19 protein-coding genes are annotated in these 16774 nt (G+C 52.4%); 9 read left to right on the forward strand and 10 right to left on the reverse strand.

Going from position 1 to position 16774, the window contains the following annotated elements; translation table 11 throughout:
- Both KNP71_RS13235 and KNP71_RS13240 read left to right on the forward strand, forming a co-directional pair.
- Positions 1-1029, forward strand: coding sequence for a DUF58 domain-containing protein (locus KNP71_RS13235; protein ID WP_021067454.1), 1029 nt, complete (start codon positions 1-3; stop codon positions 1027-1029).
- Positions 1026-2003 carry a hypothetical protein gene (locus tag KNP71_RS13240; protein WP_131472677.1) on the forward strand — a complete coding sequence of 326 codons (978 nt, stop codon included), beginning with the start codon at positions 1026-1028 and terminating at the stop codon, positions 2001-2003. The genes KNP71_RS13235 and KNP71_RS13240 overlap by 4 nt, the downstream gene beginning before the upstream one ends.
- Positions 2004-2053: 50 nt before the next feature.
- Here the strand turns inward: KNP71_RS13240 and cls are convergent, their stop codons facing one another.
- Both cls and KNP71_RS13250 read right to left on the reverse strand, forming a co-directional pair.
- Entirely contained in the window at positions 2054-3520 is a 1467-nt protein-coding gene (gene cls / locus KNP71_RS13245; RefSeq protein WP_214827409.1) for a cardiolipin synthase, read from the reverse strand.
- 121 nt (positions 3521-3641) lie between these two features.
- Positions 3642-4424 carry a LysM peptidoglycan-binding and 3D domain-containing protein gene (locus tag KNP71_RS13250; protein WP_214719589.1) on the reverse strand — a complete coding sequence of 261 codons (783 nt, stop codon included), beginning with the start codon at positions 4422-4424 and terminating at the stop codon, positions 3642-3644.
- 208 nt (positions 4425-4632) lie between these two features.
- Here KNP71_RS13250 and KNP71_RS13255 point away from each other — a divergent pair, with 208 nt between their 5' ends.
- Both KNP71_RS13255 and KNP71_RS13260 read left to right on the forward strand, forming a co-directional pair.
- Positions 4633-4893 carry a DUF1294 domain-containing protein gene (locus tag KNP71_RS13255; RefSeq protein ID WP_165569453.1) on the forward strand — a complete coding sequence of 87 codons (261 nt, stop codon included), beginning with the start codon at positions 4633-4635 and terminating at the stop codon, positions 4891-4893.
- A gap of 140 nt (positions 4894-5033) precedes the next feature.
- Positions 5034-5831: an AraC family transcriptional regulator gene (locus tag KNP71_RS13260; RefSeq protein WP_131472681.1), complete on the forward strand. Its 798-nt coding sequence runs from the start codon at positions 5034-5036 to the stop codon at positions 5829-5831.
- A 33-nt stretch (positions 5832-5864) separates the two neighbouring features.
- Here KNP71_RS13260 and KNP71_RS13265 read toward each other — a convergent pair whose 3' ends face one another.
- Entirely contained in the window at positions 5865-6623 is a 759-nt protein-coding gene (locus tag KNP71_RS13265; protein WP_131472683.1) for a glucose 1-dehydrogenase, read from the reverse strand.
- 194 nt (positions 6624-6817) lie between these two features.
- Here KNP71_RS13265 and KNP71_RS13270 point away from each other — a divergent pair, with 194 nt between their 5' ends.
- Together KNP71_RS13270 and KNP71_RS13275 are read left to right on the forward strand one after the other, a co-directional pair.
- Positions 6818-7678 carry an alpha/beta fold hydrolase gene (locus tag KNP71_RS13270; RefSeq protein ID WP_214799930.1) on the forward strand — a complete coding sequence of 287 codons (861 nt, stop codon included), beginning with the start codon at positions 6818-6820 and terminating at the stop codon, positions 7676-7678.
- A gap of 161 nt (positions 7679-7839) precedes the next feature.
- Positions 7840-8214 (forward strand): hypothetical protein, encoded by a 375-nt coding sequence (locus tag KNP71_RS13275; RefSeq protein WP_214799931.1) that lies wholly within the window; start codon positions 7840-7842, stop codon positions 8212-8214.
- A 33-nt stretch (positions 8215-8247) separates the two neighbouring features.
- Here KNP71_RS13275 and KNP71_RS13280 read toward each other — a convergent pair whose 3' ends face one another.
- Positions 8248-8511 carry an excalibur calcium-binding domain-containing protein gene (locus KNP71_RS13280; protein WP_029595456.1) on the reverse strand — a complete coding sequence of 88 codons (264 nt, stop codon included), beginning with the start codon at positions 8509-8511 and terminating at the stop codon, positions 8248-8250.
- 111 nt (positions 8512-8622) lie between these two features.
- Here KNP71_RS13280 and KNP71_RS13285 point away from each other — a divergent pair, with 111 nt between their 5' ends.
- Both KNP71_RS13285 and KNP71_RS13290 read left to right on the forward strand, forming a co-directional pair.
- Entirely contained in the window at positions 8623-8838 is a 216-nt protein-coding gene (locus KNP71_RS13285) for a hypothetical protein (RefSeq protein ID WP_214756607.1), read from the forward strand.
- Between the two features lie 89 nt (positions 8839-8927).
- Complete coding sequence (locus KNP71_RS13290) at positions 8928-9794, forward strand: AraC family transcriptional regulator (protein ID WP_214756608.1); 867 nt, start codon at positions 8928-8930, stop codon at positions 9792-9794.
- Positions 9795-9844: 50 nt separating this feature from the next.
- Here the strand turns inward: KNP71_RS13290 and bglA are convergent, their stop codons facing one another.
- Entirely contained in the window at positions 9845-11299 is a 1455-nt protein-coding gene (gene bglA / locus KNP71_RS13295) for a 6-phospho-beta-glucosidase (protein WP_214756609.1), read from the reverse strand.
- Positions 11300-11311: 12 nt separating this feature from the next.
- The gene (locus KNP71_RS13300) at positions 11312-13201 is read right to left on the reverse strand and encodes a beta-glucoside-specific PTS transporter subunit IIABC (protein ID WP_131472695.1); all 1890 of its coding nucleotides are present in this window, start codon (positions 13199-13201) and stop codon (positions 11312-11314) included.
- 162 nt (positions 13202-13363) lie between these two features.
- Here KNP71_RS13300 and KNP71_RS13305 point away from each other — a divergent pair, with 162 nt between their 5' ends.
- Complete coding sequence (locus KNP71_RS13305; protein WP_034777602.1) at positions 13364-14074, forward strand: GntR family transcriptional regulator; 711 nt, start codon at positions 13364-13366, stop codon at positions 14072-14074.
- A gap of 92 nt (positions 14075-14166) precedes the next feature.
- On the opposite strand, the gene KNP71_RS13310 is transcribed toward KNP71_RS13305, so the two are convergent.
- The 4 genes from KNP71_RS13310 to KNP71_RS13325 all read right to left on the reverse strand — a co-directional run bounded on the left by KNP71_RS13310 (position 14167) and on the right by KNP71_RS13325 (position 16638).
- Positions 14167-14871 carry a hypothetical protein gene (locus tag KNP71_RS13310; protein ID WP_214830865.1) on the reverse strand — a complete coding sequence of 235 codons (705 nt, stop codon included), beginning with the start codon at positions 14869-14871 and terminating at the stop codon, positions 14167-14169.
- A gap of 87 nt (positions 14872-14958) precedes the next feature.
- Positions 14959-15450 (reverse strand): DUF3916 domain-containing protein, encoded by a 492-nt coding sequence (locus KNP71_RS13315; RefSeq protein ID WP_214756614.1) that lies wholly within the window; start codon positions 15448-15450, stop codon positions 14959-14961.
- Positions 15447-15935, reverse strand: a complete 489-nt coding sequence (locus KNP71_RS13320; RefSeq protein ID WP_214756615.1) for a DinB family protein — start codon at positions 15933-15935, stop codon at positions 15447-15449. The genes KNP71_RS13315 and KNP71_RS13320 overlap by 4 nt, the downstream gene beginning before the upstream one ends.
- Positions 15936-16044: 109 nt before the next feature.
- Positions 16045-16638, reverse strand: coding sequence for an Imm64 family immunity protein (locus tag KNP71_RS13325; RefSeq protein WP_214756616.1), 594 nt, complete (start codon positions 16636-16638; stop codon positions 16045-16047).
- Positions 16639-16774 lie beyond the last annotated feature (136 nt).

A 16774-nucleotide genomic window follows, 5' to 3' on the forward strand; every position in this document is an offset into this window, starting at 1 on the left:
ATGCAACTCGTCAGCCCTCGCTACCTCGAGTCCGGGTATATGTGGCTCTTGTTCGTCGTCGGGGTGTTCACCGCCCTATACGGCAACGTCTTCCTCGCGAGTGTGATTATCGGTTTCAGCCTGTATGCGCTCATCATGCCGGAGTTGTTGTTCCGGCTCGCTGAATACGTACATGTCGAAGTGACCGACGAGCTGAAGCTGTTCCCGAACGATGAAGAGACGTATACAATCAAATTGGTTTCAACGGCGCCTGTCCCGCTCGGTGTCGTCCGTCTGTCAGGATATCTCCATCCTACCGTCGAGTCGGAGGAACACGCCTTCTGGCGCCAAGAGAACTATGTCGGACGCGAGGCGGCCGTCGCCTATACGCTCCCGCTCAAGGCGATTCGACGCGGACCGATCCGCATGGAGGCGATCGGTATGGAGATTCGTGACCCGCTCCGTATGTTCTCGCTCTATAAGGAAGACCCGCTCGACCGCATCGGCTATGTCTTCCCTGAATTCCTGCCTTATCCGATTCCGAAGCGCCCTCCGACGTTACCTGGGGAGGAGATGGTCCGTCATAGCGCCTACCGTGACCCGGAGACGTTCCAGTCAGTGGCGCCGTATCACGGCCAGCCGATGCGGCAACTGTATTGGTCGGCCTATGCGAAGACCGGCGAGCTACTTGCCCGGACCGAGCAACCCGTCCAAGCGAACGAATATGTCGTCGTGCTCGACTTGCTGACGAAAGACGGACGCGCCCTCACCCATCAGATGGAGCGGTTGATTTCGCAGGCGGCGGCGCTATGCCGCGACTTCGAGAAAGAGAACGCGAGCTATGGGCTGATTGTGCCGACATTGACGAAGGAAGGGATCACCTATGACCTCGCACCGGGGAGCGGTGAGACGCATTTCCGCAAGGTCATGACGACGCTCGCTTGTCTATCGGAGCGTGACTTCCCGCTCGCCCGGTCGCTGTTCGAACGGAAAGTCGCCAAATATGGCGGCAGCCAATCGATTCTACGGCTCGGAGGTGACGGCCGATGAAACTACTTTGGTGGGTATTTGCCGCTTTCTATGTCGGTCACGCGTTTCCACTCGTATTTCTCTTGACGCTCCGCTTGCCGCGCAACTGGCAACTCGGTGTCCAGACGGCACTCAGCATCGCCGCCCTTTGGTTTTCTTATGAGATGAGCGTGACGTTGCTCTTGTTCACGTACGTCCATGCCTTTATCCGGACGCTCGACTGGACGGACCGTTACGCGATCGCCAGCGTGCTCTTCCTGATCGTCGATTGGTTGTCTCCGCCGGCGTCGCAGCCGCTCGCGATGATCGTCTTCCCGTTCTTGTTCTTGTTTTGGCAGCGGAGCCTATATTACCGCCGTGACTATAAACGGATGCTGTCGACGCTCGTCGTCGCCCTCGCCGTCGGTCTCGGACTGGCTGTGATCATCCGGACAATCAAAGAGTTATTGTTCGGTAACCTCGTCGCCTGGATTCGCCCCATCTTCGTGTGGATCGGGGGTTGGTTCGATGGGTTCAACTTGGATCCGACCGACCGCGTCAACCGGATTCTCGTGCCGGACAATCCGAACATTGATGCCGAGACGATTTCGAATGAGACGTTGCTCGAATCGGCGACGAATCAATCGCTGTTCTTGATTTTGGCTTTTCTCGTCCTTCTGGTCGGGTTGGTCGCCTTGTTCATCTATTTGCAACGCCGTAAAGAGATTCAAGAGGCTGTGACGGTACCGAAACAGCGCCATCAAGCAGCGGATGCCGGGCGTCGCGTCACACGGGCCCCACGGCACGTCCGCTTGCTCGATGCCGGGCGCCGGCTCGAACAGGCCCATCCTCGCCATCGTGAGGAGACGGTCATGGAATGGTTCGACCGCATCGGATTCAGCGAAGGGAACCGCTTCGCCGTCTGGCTCGAGGCCGCCGAGTACGGGGAGAAAGAAGCCCCGGTACCCATCGTCGAGGCGTTCGAACGACATGTCACCCAGACGCTCAAAAAATAAGAGACCAGTCAGTTCGCCGGGCACTGCCGGACGGTCTTGACTGGTCTTTTTTAAAGGATTGGGCTGAGCAAGCGTGACACGCTCTCTTTGAAACGGATCCATTTCGTTCGTGTCTCATAACGCTCAATCGTTAACCTGTCGGCACATACGAGGTCTCGATTGAATGCATCGATGACAGACTGGGCAACGACTTCGTCATAAACGAGCGCTGAGATCTCGAAATTGAGACGGAAACTGCGCGCGTCGATGTTCGTCGTGCCGATCGAGGCGACCTCGCCATCGATGACGAGCGTCTTCGCATGGAGGAACCCACCTTCATACGTATATACTTCGGCACCGTAGCGGACGAGCTCGGCCGCATTCGTATACGTCGCCCAATAGACAAACATGTGATCCGGCTTGTTCGGAATCATCAGGCGGATTTTCGTCCCAGACATGAGCGCGTTACGGCAGGCGTCAAGGAAGCTAGCGTCAGGGATGAAATATGGGGTCTGGATGTAAATCGTCTCTTTCGCCTCGGTGATCATCTTGACGAGCATATTTTTCAAGTGCTCGGTCGACGAGTTCGGGCCAGATGTGACAATTTGTACCGGTGACCGGGACGTCTCGAGTAGAGAAGTCGGCCAAAGGAAGTCCTCTCTCTCGGCCCGGTGTTTCGTCGGTACGGCACGGTTCCAATCGAGGAGGAAACGCTCGAGCAATTCACGAACCGCCTCCCCTCTCATCCGCAGATTCACATCGCGCCAATAGCCGAACTGACGGTTCGTCCCGAGGTATTCATTCCCGACGTTGAAACCGCCGATATAGCCGATGTCCCCATCGATGATACATAGCTTTCGGTGATTCCGGTTGTTGACGCGGAAGTTGATACCGAGGCGTGACGGGAAGAACGACTTCACCTCGCCGCCGTGCGCGAGGAGCTGTTTGAAATAGGAACGTCGCAATCCCCGTGAGCCGACGGCGTCATAGAGCAGACGTACTTTGACGCCTTCCTTGGCACGGCGCGTGAGTGCCTCGATGAGCGCTTGGCCGAGCGAGTCATTTTGAATGATATAGTACTGGATGTTGATTTCCTGCGTCGCTATCTCGATGTCATGGAATAACGCCTCGAACTTCTGCTCGCCATCATGGATGACCTGAATCGCATTATGATACGTCACGAGCGCATTTGTGGAGGATAAGTTCAAGCGGGCGAGCCTTCGATATTTTGACAAGAGCGGGTCATGGGCGAAAAGTCCTTCATGCGCATCAAGCTCGGTCAATTGGTCGTCGACGTGTTTGGCGTACTCGTGACGACGCTCCTCGTCGACCTGATAAAAGTTGTTCGATTTGATTAACCGTCCGAAGAAGATGTAGATGAAGAAACCGAGCAGTGGGATGAAAAACAGCACGAGCAACCAAGCCCACGTCGAACCGATGTCACGCCGCTCGAAAAAGATGATGGTGACGGCGAACGTGACGTTCAAGACAATCAGCACGATACCGAGAATACTGATGATGATTTCAGTTGGGACCATCTCGACGTCTCCTTTATCCTCTAGTTTACCCGATGATGGGCAAAACGAAATGCTCGTTTACAGATACCGCGTCTACAACACAAAAAAACACCGCGCTTGCGGTGTTTTTGGGGTAAACCGATTAGTTTAAGATTGTGATTTGGACTGATTTACGACCGAAGTTGAGCGCTTGCTCTTGTGTCGGCATCAAGAGGTCAATCTTGTTACCTTTGATGGCGCCACCAGTATCTCCAGCGATTGCTTCGCCGTAGCCTTCGACATAAACTTTAGAGCCGAGTGGGATGACTGAAGGGTCAACCGCGATGACTTTTTGGTTCGGGTTCGAACGAACGTCGATTCCTGTTGCCGTGATTCCTGAGCATCCTGCACAGTATGGCGTGTAAGCCGTTGCTTCCACAGTCATCGTCTTACCTGAAGCCGGAGCTTGGGTTTGCGTTGTCGACGTAGACTGTTTCGTCACTGGTGCAGATGTTGATGCTTTTGGTTTAGCGGCTGGTGCACTGTTTGCAACCGATGCTGCGTTGGCACCTTTTACAGAGAATTGTTGACCAGGGAAAATGAGATCTGATTTAAGACCGTTCCATGTCATCAATTGGTTGACAGATACGCCGTTGTTTGTCGCGATGCGATACAACGTGTCGCCTGCTTTAACTGTATACGTTTTTGAAGCACTTGAAGCTTTAGCTTCTGACTTCGCAAGCTTCAATACTTGATTCGGATAAATCATATTAGAGTTTAAGCCGTTCGCTTGTTTGATGTCATTTACTGATACATTGTTGTTCACGGCGATACGGTAAAGTGTATCTCCAGACTGAACTGTGTGTGTTGATGCTGCCGAAGCTGGAGCAGCGACTCCTAAACTAAGGCCAGCGAGTGCCGTTAGTGTCAATAGTGGTTTTTTCATAAGAATATTCCTCCCTTTTCTAACGCCCCCTTACTGTAACACCTGTATATTTCACTGCCGTTACAGCCTGATATGAGAGTGATATCAGTTCAGTTACAGAAGCTTTCAAAGGGATGAGAGGAATCTGAATTTTTACAATCTAGATACAAATGGCTTTGTTGAGCCATTTTCGTCTATACTAAAGAGAAGAGAAAGGAGGTTTTAGTCTTTGGAACTATTACTGCTATATTACATTGTGACTAATTTACTAGCGTTTTTGTCATTTTTCCTCGATAAACGCCGTGCGAAATCAGGGGAATGGCGAATTTCAGAACGAACGCTGCTCATTCTTGTCTGGATCGGTGGCGCATTCGGGGCCTATCTCGCAATGCGCCTCTTCCGACATAAGACGTTGAAGCCGATGTTTCGGATCGGTGTCCCGATAGCCATCTTGGTACATGCCGGTATCACGGGCTGGTTTATCTTCTGACGCCATTATATAGAAGAAACTCGTTCGCACTGTCCAACAAAGATGTCATCGAAATGTCTGGATTGACGCTTGGTGGTGAGAAATTAAAGTCTCCAGTCGGTGCGAAACCGAAATAAATGTTTGATTGTTGAGGTGTGGGGATGGAAGTCGAAGCAAGCATGATTCATGTCCAGTCGTGGACCGAACGGACGATGGAGATCGGGTTCACGACCAATGAACAGTTTCAAATCTGGCTGGTCACCCGAGGTCAAGTAGAGGTCCGGATTAACGGTACCCGTTCAACGCTTCGGGCCGGGATGGTATTGATGCTCGACCGTGGACAGGTCACAAAAGTCGAACGGAACGATGACTCGTTTCAAATGACGATGCTTCATGTCGACCCGTTCGACTTGATGGCACCGCCGCTCGCGGAGCAATACGTCACACCGTTCATCGAGACGATCGGCCATCACATGCTGCATCCGGCTGAACCGGGTGACAAGGCCATCCTCGAGACGCTTCGTAAAGTAATCAGGAGTTTAAAGAAAGACTCGGCTTTCGCGTTGCTCGATGCGACACTGCAGCTTGTCGTCGTCTGGCGCTATTGGATTCAACGGCCGCCCGTGACGAGGCGGCATGGACAGGAGCGCATGCAACTCATGATTGCCTACATACACGACCATGACACGATGAAGCTGTCGCTTGAAGACATCGCTGCTGCCGGTGGATTGAGCCGGGCCGAATGTTGCCGTTACTTTTCGAAGTGGGGAGACACCTCACCGCTCGCCTATGTCCAAGACGTCCGCATGCAACGGGCCGCACGTCTGTTGTGTGCGACCGACATTCCGGTCGCTGAAGTGGCGAACCGTCTTGGCTACACGAGCGTGAGCCACTTCGTGCAGACGTTCAAAAAAGTACATAATCGCACCCCGCTCGCGTTCCGTAAACAGAAGACATAACAAAAGCCGACACGCGCGTGTCGGCTTTTCTCGTTAACGGGCGGTCCAACCGCCGTCTGCTTTCAAGACGTCGCCATTGACGAAACTCGAATCGTCGGAGGCGAGGAACAACGCGACCTTGGCGATCTGCTCCGGTTCACCCATCGGTGCCTCCCCTGCCCCTTGGATGGCCCGCATCCCGAGCTCGCTCGGCGCGGTGATGGTGGCGCCGATATTCGTATTGACCCCGCCCGGTGCGATGGCGTTGGCCCGAATCTTGTTAAACGTACCGTACGTGGCGGCAATGTTTTTCGTCAGGCCGATAAGTGCGTGCTTCGAGGCGACGTACGAGGCGCCGCCCCGTGTCCCGAACAGGCCACCGACCGAGGCGTTATTGATGATGACGCCGCCCGTTTCTTGCTTGTCCATGATGTTGATCGCGGCCCGGGCCAGTTTCATCGGTCCGGTCAAATTGACGGCGATGACGCGGTCCCACACCTCGTCGGTCACTTCGCCGACGGTCAAAAAGTTGTCCATGATGCCGGCATTGTTGACCAAGATGTCGAGCGAACCGAACGTGCTCTTCGCCGTCTCGACCATCTTGTCGATATCTTCCTGCTTTGTGACGTTCCCGGCGACGCCGACGGCTTCCCCACCGCTCGCTTTAATCTCTGACGCGACTGCTTCGACCGTATCCCCGTTCATGTCGACGGCGACGACGCGTGCCCCTTCCTCGGCAAACAGTTTGGCGATGGCCCGCCCCATCCCTGACCCGGCCCCGGTGACAATTGCCGTTCTACCTGATAATTTCACACCGCATTCCTCCTTGTTGAGACAACTCAAGAGCGACAGAGAAAGCGACAAGTGCAACCTGCTCACGTGTCATTAGTCTATACCCGGATTTGGAGGAAAACGCATCTCTGTTTGGAAGAATCTGCTTTTGTTCCAATCATCAGTCACGTACAATGAAAAGATACAGATATTGGAATTTGAGAGGCGGGGTTCGATTGAGTCGTTATCATGCAGAAGTGATTGGAAGCGGGACACCTGTTTTATTTTTACCGGCTGGAGGATTCACTGGTGAAGAAGGCCGTTCGCTCGCCGAGGCGTTGCGCAACGACTTCGAAATTCATTTGTTAGATTTGCCAGGGTTCGGGAGAAGTGAAGGAATCGAGCAGATCGTGTCGTCCGAACAATTGGCGGATTGGGTCAACAACTATGTCGTCACACATCGACTCGGACCTGTACACGTGATGGCGCATTCGCTAGGAGGTACGGTCGGTCTCGCTTTCGCCGCTCACTATCCCGAGCAAGTGGAGCGGCTCGTCTTGCTCGACCAAGGCCATAAGGCGTTCCCGCGCGTTCCGTTGAGAGAATATGGCGTGTTCGGCCTTGCCGTCCCGCTCCTAAGCGGACTTTATCGTCTGTTCGGACCTCGACTCGTCCGGAAAATCGAGACAAAAATCATTTCAGACAACGTGTCAGCTCCGATGCCAGAGGAACAGGTTAAGGCATTCTGCGCACAGACAGGTCTCACTGAACGAGACGAGATTCGACGTGCATTGGACGTCCCGGCCAAACTCGGGCAAGGCGGATTGAATCTGTTGTTCACCTTCTATCACCTTGACGTGCCGCAGCTCATGCGTTCACTTCAAGTCCCGACGTTGCTTATTTACGGCGATTTTGTCGGACTGGACGACAAAGAAGCCCGATTGACGAAGTCAGCCATGATGGACCTGCAACGGCATGAGCTGCCAATCACTTACATACGAATGACAGGCGGTCACTTCGTCCATTGGAACCCGGCGTTCCCGATTGAACAGGTGCGACAGTTTTTACAAGTTGAGAAAGTGAGCAATCTGTCATGAACCGTCAGCAAAAGATTGTCCTCATTCTTGTGTGCTTATTGTTGGTATCAGCCGGAGTGGCCTGGGCATTTGATTCGACGAAGCAGCCACAATTGCCCGAAGGAGCGGAACCGATTCTCACCTACCCTGTTGATGACCGTAATATGAGTCTTCGCTTTTTCATGAACAGTTACACCGTCGAGGAATGGAGTGAAGAGCCGGTTGCGCAAGGCATAGGTCTTGAACTTACTGTCGACAATCAGGTTCGGTCGATTACATCTGAATCGCTGTCCGAGGCAGGCATCACGTGGGCCACTTTCGGCCAATCGTGCGGGGATCGGTCAGAATGCTCCCCCTACGATATCCTTTACGGGATGAACCACGGCGAGACGACAAGAGTCGTCGTCGATTTGAACGGGGAACGGTTCGAACCGGAACTGTTGAAGACGAAGGCCGGGAATGACGTCTGGTTCGTGCTCGTCGACCAAATCGAGTCGATTGAGTCGATCACCGGCTACAATGCTGCGGGAGACGTATCTTACCGCTTCAACAACTAAAAAAGAGACGGAGGACGGCTGTCCTCTCATCTCTTAGCGTTCACAAGCGATGCCGTCCTTATCACGGTCTTTTGATTTGTTCGCTTCGTATAACGAACTGTTGGCGTAAGGCTTGTACTTCGTCTTCCCACCTTTGTTTTTCGTCGTCTTCGTTTTGGCGACACCGCCCTTGTACGTCTTATTCAGTTCGGTGCAGTTCTTAAATTTTTTCGGTGCAGCGTCCGCGGTTTCTGACGGCGCGATGCTCAGCGTGAACAACGCGATGCCGGCGATGGTCGCACGAAGTAGCTTCTTCATAGTTGTTTCCTCCTTGGTAACAAACGATATGCGTATTAATTCTTGTTTATTATAAGGGCAGTTATGATAAATACCCTGATTTTAAAAAAAGTTAAAGGAAGGTAACCATCTATGGACTTACTTATTCTAATGCAGGACCGGGCCCTCCCGTTACTGCTGCTCACACTGTTTCTCATTCTGAACGTGGTGTTCGTCATCGGGATTTGGAAACGACGACGTCACTTCTCCAAAGGTTTTCTCGTGTTCGCGAGCTCGATTGCGTTTCTACTCATGACGTCATCGGTCATCCTCATCATGTTCACGATGTTCATCGGCTACAACCAGTGATGCCTTCTATCCGATGATATCCGTATCAAAATCATCGAGTGCCCCTACGATGTTCGAGGTATGATGAATGCAGAAAGGAGGGAATGCTGATGCTTGAATCACTGAACCGATTGATGGACCACATCGATCAACATTTAACAGAAGACATCACGAGTGAGGATATCACCCGCATCGTCGGGGTGTCCGACTATCATTTTCGACGCATGTTTTCCTATATGGCCGGGATGACGCTCAATGAATACATCCGAAATCGTCGGCTGTCAGAAGCAAATAAGGACTTGATTCATGGGAAATCGGTCACGGACGTGGCCTATACGTATGGCTACCAATCCGTCGACGGGTTCTCTCGATCGTTTCGAGACTGGTGTGGCTTTTTACCGTCTGAAGTGATCAAGAACAAGATTCAAAAGTCATTCCCGAAATTCACTTTCTACATCGACATCAAAGGAGGAATTTCAATGGAATTCAAATTAGAACATAAACCTTCATTCAACGTCGTCGGCGTGTCCAAACGCGTCCCGATTCAGTTCGAAGGCGTGAATCATGACATCGTCGAGTTGGCGCAGTCAATCACGGAGCAACAGCGAAGCGAGATGCATCAATTGGCGGACCTTTATCCAAATCAAGTGCTCAACGTGTCGTACGACTTCGATGAAGGCTATTTGGACGAAATGGGTTCACTCACGCACATGATCGGCTTCGCGACGACGCAAGATAATCCGTATGAGGATCTTGAACAGATTACGATCGAGTCGAACCTGTGGGCCGTCTTCCCGAATACCGGCCCGTTCCCGGAGACGCTCCAGGAGACGATGGCCAAGACGTATGCCGAATGGCTGCCGACGTCGGGATACGAACTGGCCGACTTGCCAAGCATCTCGTTCACGAAGCATGACGGACCGTCGGACAACGTCTATAGCGAAGTCTGGGTGGCGGTCAAACCGAAAACGACGTAAGCACAGAAAAATACCCCTTGAAGACAATTGTCTTCAGGGGGTATTGTCGTTTACTTCGAAGGCTCGTACGCGAGCGCTTCCCCGTTCGTTTCAATCACATGCTTATACCAATCGAACGAGTCTTTCTTCATCCGCTCCATCGAGCCGTTGCCTTCATTGTCACGGTCGACATAAATCATACCGTACCGTTTCTTCATCTCGCCCGTCGTGAACGAGACGATGTCGATGATGCCCCATGGCGTGTACCCAATCAAGTCGACGCCATCATAGACGACCGCTTGTTTCAACTGCTCGATATGCGCCTTCAAGTAGTCGATGCGGGCCGCATCATGAATTTTCCCGTCGACGATCTCATCGACAGCACCGAATCCATTCTCAACGATGAAGAGCGGGATTTGATAGCGGTCGTACAATCGGTTGAGCACATAACGGAGACCGACGGGGTCGATCGACCAGCCCCAGTCGCTCGACTTGATGTACGGGTTCTCGACGCCGTTCGGCAGACCACCGTTGACGATGTCGCCGCTATTATCGGCGACGACGTCACTCTTCACGGTCGTCGACATATAGTAACTGAAACCGAGGTAATCAACGGTCCCATTCTTCAAAATCTCTTCGTCCCCATCGAGGAACGGGATTGAATAGCCTTCACGTTCAAATTCGTTCAAGGCGTAGCTCGGATAGACTCCGCGCACTTGCACGTCCGGGAAGAAGTAACGCTGACGCATCATCTCTTCGGCGAGCATGACATCGTCCGGGTTTGACGAGAACGGATAAATCGGAACGTGTGATACCATCGCCCCAATCTCGAAGTCTGGGTTGATGGCTTTCCCTTTCGAAACAGCGAGGGCGCTCGCGATCAACTCATGGTGCCCCGTCTGATACATCACTTCACGGGCGTTCTCCCCGTCTTCGACGATGACGCCTGAGTTCGTCCATAAGAATAGCGGGTTGTTGACGTCCATCTTGTTGTTGATCTCGTTGAACGTCATCCAATATTTGACCTTGTCTTTATAGCGGTCGAAACACACCTCGGCGAAGCGGACGAAATGGTCGACGACGGCACGGTTGCGGAACCCGCCGTACTCACGTGCGAGATGAAGCGGCATCTCGAAGTGAGATAGTGTGATGATCGGCTCGATGTCGTGCTTTAACAGCTCGTCGAACAAGTCGTCATAAAATTGGAGTCCTGCCTCGTTCGGTTCCGCATCGTCCCCGTTCGGGAAGATCCGGCTCCAACCGATCGACGTGCGGAGACACTTCAAGCCCATCTCGGCAAAGAGCGCGACGTCCTCTTTATAACGGTGATAGAAGTCGATCGCCTCATGGTTCGGATAAAATTCGTCCGGCTCGACCTTGTCCGTGATGCGACGCGCGACGCCGTGAGCGCCGGCCGTCAACACGTCGACGACGCTCGGCCCTTTGCCGTCGGCGTCCCAGCCGCCTTCAAATTGATGCGCGGCGAGGGCGCCGCCCCATAGAAAGTCTTTTGGTAATGTCTTCATCGTAGTTCCTCCTTATTGATTAACAATCGTGAGCATTGGTGTCGTCGTGTCTGTCTGATTACTTGCTTGGACGAGTACGTCAGCGTATGTCGCGCTGTTCGTCACGATGACAGGCGTGATACTTGAAATATTATGTGCAGCGATCATGTCACGGTCGAACGTCGTCAACACATCGCCCGCTTTAAAGCTATCCCCGTCTTTGACGTGTACGGTGAACGGTTTCCCATCGAGCGTCACCGTATCGAGACCGACGTGGATCAACAACTCGATTCCCGTGTTCGAACGGAGACCGATCGCATGTTTCGTCGGTGCGACCATGACGACCGTACCGTCAAACGGTGCAATGACCTTATTCCCGTCTGGATCGACGGCATAACCTTTCCCCATCGCCCCGGAGGCGAATACATCGTCCGGAACATCGCTCAAGGCGATGACTTTTCCTGAGAGCGGTGAAGCAATCGTCTCTTCCTGGACGAGCGTCGCACTCGCTTCTGCCGTCGCAGGTGTTTCCGTCACTTCTGTCACTTGTTTGGCCGTGTCTTCTCCGAAACCGAAGATTTGAATCAAGACGACCGGAAGGATAATGGCGATCGCTGTCCCGATCAACAGTCCCCAAATCGAGGTCGGCACGTCTTCACTGATTCCGTTCACAAGGGTGAGCGGACCCGGGAGACCGGCGTAAGCGAAATAATACGGGTTGAAGAAACTGGCCACGATGGCTCCGACGGCCCCCGAGATACATCCAAAGATGAACGGTTTCTTGAAGCGGAGTGTCACCCCGTAGATGGCAGGCTCCGTGATTCCGAATAGTCCAGTAATCCCAGCCGAGACACCGACTTTTTTGATTTCTTGGCTCTTCGCTTTCAAGATGACACCGAGAACGGCGCCGACTTGGGCGATGACGGCAATCGTCTGATATGCCTGGAATGAGTCACGGCCATACAAGTCGAAGTTTGCGAGCACCATCGGCGTCACGCCCCAATGGACCCCGAAGATGACGATGACTTGCCAGAGACCACCGATAATTGCGCCAGCGAGCATCGGGGCGTTCTCCGCTAAGAAGTTGTAGCCGTTGGCAATCCCGACCGCACCCATCGTCGTGATTGGTCCGATGACGAGAATCGTGAGCGGCACCATGAGCACCAAACTGAAGAACGGTACGAACAAAGGACGAATGACCTCGTTCATGTGTCGGTTCAAGAACCGCTCGACGTAGGATAAGATCCAGACGAGGAAGAGCGGTGGTAATACCGATGACGTATACGTCGTACCTGACAAGGCGAGACCAAGGAAACTGATCGTCTCCCCTGACGTGATGCGAGCCGCCATCTCGGCCCATGTCGGACTGACCAAGGCCGCACTGGCTGCGACGGAGATGAACGTGTTCGTCTTAAAGTGTTTCGATGCCGTGATGGCGATGAAAATCGGTAAGAACGTGAACGGTGCCCATGAGATGAAGCTGAACACTTCGTACGTCCCCGTCTCGGCGAAACCGTCGAACAACAATGTCGTGATGATGAGTACCCCTTGCAAAATCCCGGCTGCGGCCAAGATATAGATGAACGGTGCGAATACGGCGGACATCGTAGCGATGATGCGGTTCAGGACGGTCCCCTTGTTTCCGTCTTCGACCTCAGTCCCTTCGATTTGCACCAGTTTCGTGAACTCATCGAACACTTCCCCGACATGCTGCCCGATGACGACCTGGAACTGGCCACCCGTTTCGACGACCGTGATGACCCCCGGCATCGCCATGACTTGTTCTTTCGCCTGCGGATTCGACCGCTTCAAGACGAGACGGAGTCGCGTCGCACAGCGCGCCGCATTGATGACGTTGTCTTCCCCTCCGACGGCCTCTAAAATATCCCGAGCCAACTTTGAATAATCCCGAACTTTACTCAACTGAAAACCCTCCTTTGATGTAACGCTTACATTTTGTACACTCTTACTATAATTGTACCGGTACAATTAATCAATAGCGATACAATAAATAGTTTGTGAACGTTTCGTAGACATATGTGTGGTATAATGAAGGCAACATTTTCAAGTAGATGAGGGATGAGCGTGCTTAAATATCAACAAGTGGCAGCAGAGATTGAACAGTACATCAATCAACATGATTTGAAGCAAGGAGATAAACTTCCCGTCCTCGAGCAGTTGATGAGCCAATATGCCGTTAGCAAGAGCACGATCACGAAAGCGCTCGAGTTGTTGGAGCGGAAAGGGGTCATCTTTCAATTGCGGGGGAGCGGCATCTTCGTCCGGCGCCACAACCGTCCGGGCTATATGAGTCTGTTCTCGACGCAAGGGTTTAAGAGCAACCTCGGTGACCGAGTGTTGACGTCGGACGTGCTCGACGTCTCGGTCACGAAACCGGACGCGACGGTCGCACAGAACCTTGGGATTGACGTGACAGATGACGTCTATCGCGTCGAACGGGTCCGCTTCGTCGACGGCGAGGTGTTCTGTTACGAGGAGTCGTACTATGTGAAGGCGATCGTCCCGTATTTGAACCGAGAGATCGTCGCCGACTCGATCTTCGATTACGTACAGGGCGCACTCGGCGTCACGATCGGCTTTTCGGACATGTATATGCAGGTCGGTCGACTGACTGAGACGGAAGCCGGCTATCTAGGTTTACAGACGGAGGACCCGACGCTCCGCATTGAGACGATTTTCCATCTTTCGAACGGGAAGCCGTTCGATTATTCACGCATCACGTATCATTACGAACACTCACAGTTCGTCGTCCAGGCGAACGGACCATACATGTGAAAACACCGCTCTACGCGATTTGCGTGGAGCGGTGTTTTTGTATGGCTCAGACGAGCGGTTTTCGCTTTAAATCAATCACTGACGTTTACATTTCACTTTCTCCATCGCCTTCGGTAAAAAAGATAAGCGAGCGGGAGCACCGCCAACAACGCGAGTCCGAGCATCCGATATGATGTTGGTTCTGTCGTCTGAACGTCACCTGAACCACCAGTAAGCGCATCCCCTGATTGCGCTTCGGTGTTGGATTGTGTCTCGACCAAGCGTTTCTGATACATCTCGAGCGTGATTCTGTCTCCTTCGATGAACCGTTTCGCATCGGTCGTCAAGGCGGTCAACGTCTTTCCATCATAGTCAAACCAGGCATTCTCTCGCGCGGAATGGACCAATGTACCGGACACATCAGCTAAGGCAATGGCCAACTCGTCACCATACCCGAACGTGGAGAAGGCGAAGAGGCCCAGTTCCTGCTCGTACGTGCCGATGACATTTCTCGGCTCTCCATCTTGTAGGACGGCTGATACGTACTCCTTGCTCGAGACAAACGTACACATTTCGTCCGACGAATAACAGGATTGCGCGGCAATCATCACTTCATGGAGCGAACCGAACGAGATGGCGCGACTTTCCGTCAAATGATAGTTACTCGGGTCGTCTCCTTCGATATGGTCGAGGACGATTGACTCGAAATGTTCTTCAGCGAAACGCTCCGCTGATCGTTCTGTCGGCGCCGCAGCTGCCGACGTAGCAGCGAGCGTGAAGATCCCGGCTAAAGCGAATGTTGTGAGGTGGCGGAACATATTTCTTTCTCCTTTCATTTAACGGATTTCTTTATAAACAGTAGAACATTATGAATGCTATTTCTCGCTATATCATGCCAGTTTCGCTCACTGAACGAGCAACCAGACTCCTCCACTATGCATATAATCTTCATCTTGAATCAGTTCGTGGAACCGATGCACCTCGACGTCCGCTGACAGGTCGAGTCTTTGTAGGAATACGCAATCGTTAGGCAACCGCGTCCACGTCTGCTCTGACGTATCCCGATCCATAAACGCCTTCAGTCGTGCATCGCTTTCAAACACGAGCAGTTCGGACTGCCAAAGCGTCGGCAAATCGAGTAAGACGACGACCTGGTACCGCTCCTCTTCTCGGTTATGCACGAGACGTGAGGCCCCTTCCATCATCACCTCGATAATCGCACGTTGAATCCGGCTGTTCTCCTGTACAGACGATAAGAACGATTGATCAATCGGGATTTTGTTATGCCAATACCCGTCATGAAACGTCGTCGGGAACGATTGGGTCTGTTCGTTGACATGCAGGCGCACCCGTTTCAGTCTTCGTCTGACACCGCGTACTTTTGCCCGTCTCTTCAAGAGGTTTGCCCCAAGATGGCGTCGACTTGCTGCTGGTGGTGCCGGTCATGTTCGATGAACTCGGTGACGATATAGGCGAGCGTATACGGGACACCGTGATGCGGGCAATGGGTTACCCCGTTCGCCATCGTGTGCGAAGTCAGCGTCTCTTGACTTAATGACTGAAGCGTTTCTATAAGCGAGCTCCGACTCGTTTTGGCTAACTGGAACACGTTTTCTCCCGAAAGACGTTTCGCTTTTTGGGTCGCTCGCGCGTTAAATGAGTCGAATTCAGGGAAAATCATGGCTTCCCCGGTCTTGACGGCCGGGACGATGACGTTCAACAGATGATTGTCCCAATGGGCGATGTGAAGGACGATTGCTTTGATTGACCATTTGTCGGTTGCAATCGATTTTTCCCACATCGATTCATCCAATCCCGACAATGTGTTTAACCAGTCTATATAGGATGCAAACTCGTCGATGACATCTGAGGTTTTCGTCATAAAAGTATCCTCCTTCGGTTATAAGCTAAGAAAATTGTATCATGTTCCGGCCGCTTAGCACTGAGCTTCGTCAATCAAGGAATGCTTGATTGAGGTGATTGAGCCTCACTTATGCATATAACGGGATAGACCTCTTCATATTGGTTTGAGGAGTCATCCCGTCGATTGAAATTGAACCGTAAGTTACCATCACGCCTTGTGGTGACGGGACCATAAAAAGAGGGAACGTATCCAACCAGTCCGCTGATGTCGGAAACGCATCAGGTGCCCAGTCGAGCTCAAGTTCGTGCCCGGCAAGCGCGTACGAGAATGGCATATGACGATACACGTCAACGAGCAGTCGTTCGATTTTCTGTGTGAACACGGGTCTCGATGCAGGGTGTGAGACGACATTATCCCACTTTATATCGATGAGAATCCCGACATAGGTGTACATCTCTTGAAGGGACACGGTCATCGTCATGTCCACGTCTCCAAAATAGTTGCTTCGTAAATGGATAGATCCGTAATGTCCGATCTGAGCAAAGTCGGTACCTGTCGTTGTCGTCCAACTAGTGCCCGCCTCATCCTGACTGTATGTCACGTTTATGATTTCGCCACCGCTACTCAACAATTCCGCACATACATTTTGAGCAAGTTCAGGTAACGGATAATGGCTCGGATAAGCCATCCCGATGGAAATGAATCCGCCTGCTTGATCCATTCAAACACCTCCTTTGTTTCATCATACAAAAAAAGCGGCACCGTATACTAAACTGTACCCTGAGTAGTAGACACTTAAAAAAGTCTATTGCTCAGGTTTTTTGTGTACACTGGACTAAATCATATTGGGAGTGAAT

This window comes from Exiguobacterium sp. s56 (assembly GCF_018618255.1).
GTDB classification, from domain to species: Bacteria; Bacillota; Bacilli; order Exiguobacteriales; family Exiguobacteriaceae; genus Exiguobacterium; species Exiguobacterium chiriqhucha.